The following is a 6,000-nucleotide window of genomic DNA, read 5'->3' on the forward strand; positions in this document are numbered from 1 at the left end:
CACTGAGGTTCGGCGTCCGAAGGGGCCGTATAGCTTCGCAGTTGTCGACGACGGGGTCAGGGCTGGGGCGTCGCCTCATCGGTGTCGGTCAATGGGTGAGATGCGGGAGGGGTGTTGAAGCGTCAGCGTGGTCACAGGGCCCGGCTCTGTCTCACGCCCGCTCAGGCGCTCGCCGCTGAGGAGCAAGGCCACGCGGCCCGCGCTTTGTGGAACCTTGTGCACGACTGGTGGACGATGCTGCCCAAGGAGCGCCGGAAACTGGCCGCCGCCGACGCGGCCGTCCGTCAGGGGCGTAAGGATCTTCCCTGGCTCGGCATCCTGCCTGCGCAGGCGGCGCAGGCCGTGCTGAAGACGTACTTCCGTGCGTGGGTCAACTGCTGGGAAGGCCGCACTGGCGCCCCGGACTTCAAGGGGCGTATCCGCTCCCGCATGGCCATCGACATTCCGCAGGGACGCGACCTCCAGATCGTGCGCCTGAACCGGCGGTGCGGGCGTATGCGGGTTCCGAAGATCGGACACGTCCTGTTCCGCTGGACCAGGGATCTCCCCGTCGGCAAGCACGCCGACAAGGAGAACAGGGTGACCGGGGCCCGGCTGGTGAAAGAAGCCGACGGCTGGCATGTCGTCTTCCGCGTCCAGAGCCAAGCACCCGAACCGGCTCCTCACACCGGGCCGACGGTCGGCATCGACCGGGGCATCACTCGCCCCCTCGACCTCTCGGACGGAACCTTCCGCGACCACGGCCCCTGGCTCACCCAGGGGGAAGCGGAACGGCTGCGGCGGCTGGAGAAGACGAAGGAGCGCAGACTTCGCGTTCGCCGGCCCGGCGAGAAGAACTCGCGGCGCCTGACGCACACGTACGACCGGATCGCCCAGCTCCGCGCGACAGCCAAGCGCCGAGCCGTCGACTGGCAACATAAGACCACCACCGAAATCGCCGAGACGTTCTCACGTATCGGGATGGAAGACCTGGCCATCACGAACATGGTCCGGTCCGCCCGGGGGGCCAGGGAGACCCCGGGCAGGAACGTCCGCCAGAAAGCCGGGCTGAACCGCGCCATTGTCGCTGAAGCGTGGGGCAGGACCGTGACGATGCTGGAGTACAAGAGCGCCGACCGTGGCGGCAGCGTGGTCAAGGTTCCCGCACCGAACACCTCCCGGCGCTGCTCCGCGTGCGGCTTGACCACGCCGGGCAACCGTGAGACCCAGGCCCGGTTCGTGTGCAAGAACCCCGGCTGTGGGTTCGAGGGGAACGCGGACACCCATGCAGGACGCAACATCGATCACGCCGCCGGGCAGGCGGTGTCAGGACGCGGAGACTTCGGGGTTACCCGGTCTGCGAAGCGTCAACCGCCCACCCGGCCGCACGCGGCTTGAGAGGGATTCCGCCCCGTTCACGGGGCGGAGGATGTCAAAGGCCCATCGACTTGGCGATGATCGACTTCATGATCTCGCTGGTGCCGCCGTAGATGCGGTTGACGCGGTTGTCGGCGTACAGGCGGGCGATCGGGTACTCGTTCATGTAGCCGTAGCCGCCGTGCAGCTGGAGGCAGCGGTCGATGACGCGGTGCGCGACCTCGGTGCAGAAGAGCTTGGCGCTCGCGGCCTCGGCCGGGGAGAGCTCGCCCGCGTCCAGGGCCTCCAGGGCGCGGTCGGCGACGGCCTCGGCGGCGTCGACCTCGGCCTGGCAGGCGGCCAGCTCGAACTTGGTGTTCTGGAAGTGGGCGACCGGCTTGCCGAAGACGGTGCGGTCGGTCACGTACTGCTGGGCGAACCGGACGGCGGCCTTGGCCTGCGCGTACGCGCCGAAGGCGATGCCCCAGCGCTCGGAGGCCAGGTTGTGGCCGAGGTAGTGGAAGCCCTTGTTCTCCTCGCCGAGGAGGTCCTCGACGGGCACCTTGACGTCGACGAAGGCCAGCTCGGCCGTGTCGGAGGTGCGCAGGCCCAGCTTGTCCAGCTTGCGGCCGATGGAGTAGCCCTCGGACTTGGTGTCCACGGCGAAGAGGGAGATGCCGAAGCGGCGGTCCTCGGCCGAGGGGGCGGAGGTGCGGGCGCAGACGATCACGCGGTCGGCGTGGACGCCGCCGGTGATGAAGGTCTTGGAGCCGTTGAGGACGTAGTGGGTGCCGTCCTCGGAGAGCTTGGCGGTGGTCTTCATGCCCGCGACGTCGGAGCCGGTGCCCGGCTCGGTCATCGCGAGGGCCCACATCTCCTCGCCGGTGACGAACTTCGGCAGGTAGCGCTTCTTCTGGTCGCCGGTGGCGAGCATCTTGATGTAGGGCAGGGCGAGCAGCACGTGCACGCCGGAGCCGCCGAACTGCACGCCCGCGCGCGAGGTCTCCTCGTAGAGGACGGCCTCGAACTTGTGGGTGTCCAGGCCCGCGCCGCCGAACTCCTCGGGCACGTTGATGCCGAAGACGCCCAGCTCGCCGAGCTTGTCGTAGAACTCGCGCGGCGCCTGACCGGCCGCGAACCACTCGTCGTAGACGGGTACGACCTCGGCCTCGATGAAGGCCCGGATGGTCTCCCGGAACGCCTCGTGGTCCTCGTTGAATACGGTACGGCGCACGAGCCGCCTCCTTCGGGTCCTGTCCTGGTCCGGCCTCAAGCTTGTCTAAGCGCTTGCTCAGCCTTGTCCCTCGAAGTTACCCAGCGGTCACCCCCTCTGTCCAGAGTCCTCCGCTGTGATCCAGCGCCTACCGACGAGGTCGTACTCCCGGACCTGCCGCCCCTCGATGCCGCTCGTCCGGAACGGCCGCCCGTCCCGGTCCGCGATCCTGACCGTGCCCGAGCGGCCCTCCGAGCTCCACACCAGTTCCAGGTACCAGCGGCAGTCGCAGCCCGCGGTCCCGGCCGAGACCAGCAGCTCCTCCGGTTCGGCGGCGCTGACCGCGTACGGGAAGGAGACCGCCGGGAGTGTCCGGCCCTCCTGCCCGGAGGCGTCGTACCCGTCCAGCGCCCGCGCCACCGGCCGCGGCCGGTCCAGGTCCACCTCGAAACGGCGCGGCGTCACCGCCCCGCCGCACCCTTCGTCCATCCGGTACGCCGCCCACGGCAGCGGCGTGCCCCGCTCCACCACCCGCACGTGCAGCGCCTGGAGCACCACCGCCGCCGCGCCCTTCCCCTGCAACGACACCCGCACCAGCGTCTCCCCGCCGTCCACGGCCCCCTGCGCCGCCGCCCAGCTCCGCGCGTCGGCCGCCTCCGGCGGGGGAGGGGGCGGCCGCTCCACGAGATAGGTGTGCCCGCACCCGTTCTTCCAGATGTGCGAGGCGACCGTCCAGGTCAGCGGCACCGGTGGTTCGACGGCCCGCTCCCGGGGCTTCTCGGGCAGGAGTACGGCTCCGAGCGTCACCGTCGCCACGACCGCCGACGCCCCGCCGACCACGCCCAGCCACCCCCATCGGCGCCTCCGACGCCCGTTCGGGAGGCCCGGCACTCGCGCGGGCACGGGTTCCGGCTCGGGTTCCGGCGCCGTCCCAGAGGCCGGCTCCGGAGCCGGCGCCGGGCCGGGCTCGGGCGCCGACGCCGGGCCGGGCTCGGGCGCCGGCGTCGGGCCGGGCTCGGGCGCCGGCTCCGGGCCGGGTTCCGGTGCCGGAGGGCGGCGGGCGCCGTCCGCGCGGGTCCAGGCCGCCTCCAGGGCCCGCCGCTCCTCCTCGTCCGCCCCGCACAGCAGGGCGAGGCGGTCGACCACGGCGAACTCCTCCGGGACGGTCGCGCCCGAGCAGTAGCGGTGGAGGGTGGACGCGCCGACGCTCAGGCGCCGCCCCAGCGCCTCGTAACTGCGCCCGTCCCGCGCCTTCAGCGCGCGCACGAGCCGCGCGAACTCCTCGACGGCGGCGTCCTTCGGCATTCCATCCCCCTCGCCCCTGCGTCCCACGCTTCATGTCCTTGCACGTCAGCGGGGGTGGGATGGTTCCGGGACGGGTGGAGGGCCCGGCACCGTTGCAGGTGGCGGGCCCCGGCCCGACGCTGGTGGAGCACTGACCGAACGACCCGACGGGGGATCCACCACCATGAACAAGCTCCGTACCGCGCTCGCCACCGCCGCCGCTGCCGCCCTGGGCCTCGCGGCCCTCGCCACCGCCCCGGCGCAGGCCGCCGCCCAGCCCGCCTTCCTCGCCGCCTCCCAGATGCCGGCCTCGTCGACGCCGTGGACCGCCACGCCGGTCTTCACCGGCGTCCCGGAGAACGGCGGTGCCCTCTGCGCCCCGTACAAGATCCCGGCGCAGAACACCCGGTACCGCGAGTTCACCACCGAGCTCGACACCAACGGCGTCCAGATCACCACCGTCGCCCGCACCGAGGCCGACGCCGTGAAGCTGGTCGACACCCTCCGCAAGGCCCTCGCCGGCTGCGGCCCCCTGCTGGAGCGGCAGAACCCGGGCCTGCGCGCCGTCAGCGCCTCCCACGGCAAGCTCGCCGTCGAGGAGGGCGCCTGGGTCTACAGCCTGGACACCGCCGACCCGCAGATCGGCATCACCGACATCCACCTCTTCGCCGTCGGCCGCGACGGCCGCACCGTCACCCTCGTCCGCTGGGGTCAGATGGGCGACCTGAGGGACGCCCCGCTGTCGGCCTTCAGGACGACGACCCGCACCGCCGTGAACAAGCTCTGGTTCTGACACAGCGTCATCCTGGCCTCGCGTCGGGCTACTCAGGGTGACGGTGGGGTCGCAGAACACCGCGATCCGGAGGATACTGGGACGTGAGTTTCCGACGTCGGCACTCGTGCGTCTCAGCCGAGGGGCCCATCCGTCATCAGACCGGTACCGGTCGGGGGGACCGTTTCGAATGTGATGCGAAAGGACGCGTCATGGAACTCGAATCCCTCCCCGACGAGGTCGTCGCCGAGATCGAAGTACGGGACCGCTGGAGGCGCGCATCGGCCGCCGACGGCCTGGAGTTCCTCATCACCGACATCGGGAAGTGGCCACTGGGCAAGACCGTGCGGGTCGCGTTCCTCGACGGGGGCGACCAGTTGCACGCGGACATCGCGGAAGCGACGCGGCAGATCACCGAAGCCTGCAACGTGACCCTCGACTTCGGCCGGAACGGCGGGGCCGGAACCTTCCGGCGATGGACCACGGCCGATACCGCTCTGGCCGCCGAGATCCGGGTCAGCTTCGACCTGCCGGGCTTCTTCTCGCTGGTGGGCACCGACAGCACGGACGGCGCCATCGGCGCGGGAGGCGGTCCGGTCGGGGGCGGCCCCGGCCAACGCAGCCTCAACCTCGGGCGGTTCGTGACGAACAGGCCCGCCCAGTGGGAGGGCACCGTGCGGCACGAGTTCCTGCACGCACTGGGGTTCCACCACTCCCACCAGAACATGCGCGGCACCTGCGAGGGCGAGTTCCGCTGGGAGGACGAAGTCGGTTACGTCCCCACGCAGGACCCGAGCGGTGTCTTCGTGGCGGACGCCCAGGGCCGGCGCCCCGGCATCTACACCTACCTCGCGGGTGAGCCGAACAAGTGGCCGCGCGCGAAGGTGGATCACAACCTGCGCACCGTGGACGCCCCGGACCTCGTCGCCGGTCCCTTCGACACGAAGTCCGTGATGCTGTACCGGTTCCCGGCGTTCTTCTACAAGTCCACCCCCAGCAGCTGCGCGCCGACCGGCAACGGGCAGAACCTGTCGGACGGCGACAAGCGCGGACTCGACCTGCTGTATCCGCACACGGCGGAGGGGCTGGCGGACCGTCAGGCCCGTGCCGAGGCGGTCCTGGAGTCGCTCGGGGCCGGTCCTGAGGGGCTCCCCGGTGCGAACGGAGGCGGTCTCGCCGAGGTGTACCGCAGCCGGGTCGGGGAACTGGCGGCCGCCCAGGCCGCGGGCGTCCGCTGACCCGGGCCGGGTGGCCGGCCGGGTGAACGACCCTTCCGTGGTTCGCCCTCAGGGGGACCTGAGGGCGAACCCCCCCCCCCACCGGCCGTCGGCGGGGGGCCGGGGCCCCGCCCCCCCCCCGGCGGCGCGGGGGGGGCGCCGGCGGGCGGGGGTTGGGG

The 6,000-nt window shown here is 71.7% G+C and carries 5 protein-coding genes; 3 read left to right on the plus strand and 2 right to left on the minus strand.

Going from position 1 to position 6,000, the window contains the following annotated elements:
• Window positions 1-114 precede the first annotated feature (114 nt).
• Window positions 115-1,377 (plus strand): RNA-guided endonuclease InsQ/TnpB family protein, encoded by a 1,263-nt coding sequence (locus tag ACH4MY_RS30160; RefSeq protein WP_398006880.1) that lies wholly within the window; start codon window positions 115-117, stop codon window positions 1,375-1,377.
• A 34-nt stretch (window positions 1,378-1,411) separates the two neighbouring features.
• On the opposite strand, the gene ACH4MY_RS30165 is transcribed toward ACH4MY_RS30160, so the two are convergent.
• Both ACH4MY_RS30165 and ACH4MY_RS30170 read right to left on the minus strand, forming a co-directional pair.
• Entirely contained in the window at window positions 1,412-2,569 is a 1,158-nt protein-coding gene (locus ACH4MY_RS30165; protein WP_398006881.1) for an acyl-CoA dehydrogenase family protein, read from the minus strand.
• A gap of 87 nt (window positions 2,570-2,656) precedes the next feature.
• Window positions 2,657-3,853, minus strand: coding sequence for a helix-turn-helix domain-containing protein (locus tag ACH4MY_RS30170; RefSeq protein WP_398006882.1), 1,197 nt, complete (start codon window positions 3,851-3,853; stop codon window positions 2,657-2,659).
• A gap of 163 nt (window positions 3,854-4,016) precedes the next feature.
• Here ACH4MY_RS30170 and ACH4MY_RS30175 point away from each other — a divergent pair, with 163 nt between their 5' ends.
• Both ACH4MY_RS30175 and ACH4MY_RS30180 read left to right on the plus strand, forming a co-directional pair.
• Entirely contained in the window at window positions 4,017-4,625 is a 609-nt protein-coding gene (locus tag ACH4MY_RS30175; protein ID WP_398006883.1) for a hypothetical protein, read from the plus strand.
• Between the two features lie 191 nt (window positions 4,626-4,816).
• The gene (locus ACH4MY_RS30180; RefSeq protein ID WP_398006884.1) at window positions 4,817-5,842 is read left to right on the plus strand and encodes a hypothetical protein; all 1,026 of its coding nucleotides are present in this window, start codon (window positions 4,817-4,819) and stop codon (window positions 5,840-5,842) included.
• Window positions 5,843-6,000: the final 158 nt, after the last annotated feature.

Source organism: Streptomyces sp. NPDC017246 (assembly GCF_044331325.1).
In the GTDB taxonomy this organism is placed as follows: domain Bacteria; phylum Actinomycetota; class Actinomycetes; order Streptomycetales; family Streptomycetaceae; genus Streptomyces.

Excerpts from the sequence above, each read along its gene's own strand:
- ACH4MY_RS30170 (WP_398006882.1), bottom strand. The coding sequence starts at position 3,853 with ATGCCGAAGGACGCCGCCGTCGAGGAGTTCGCGCGGCTCGTGCGCGCG.
- ACH4MY_RS30175 (WP_398006883.1), top strand. The coding sequence starts at position 4,017 with ATGAACAAGCTCCGTACCGCGCTCGCCACCGCCGCCGCTGCCGCCCTG.
- ACH4MY_RS30180 (WP_398006884.1), top strand. The coding sequence starts at position 4,817 with ATGGAACTCGAATCCCTCCCCGACGAGGTCGTCGCCGAGATCGAAGTA.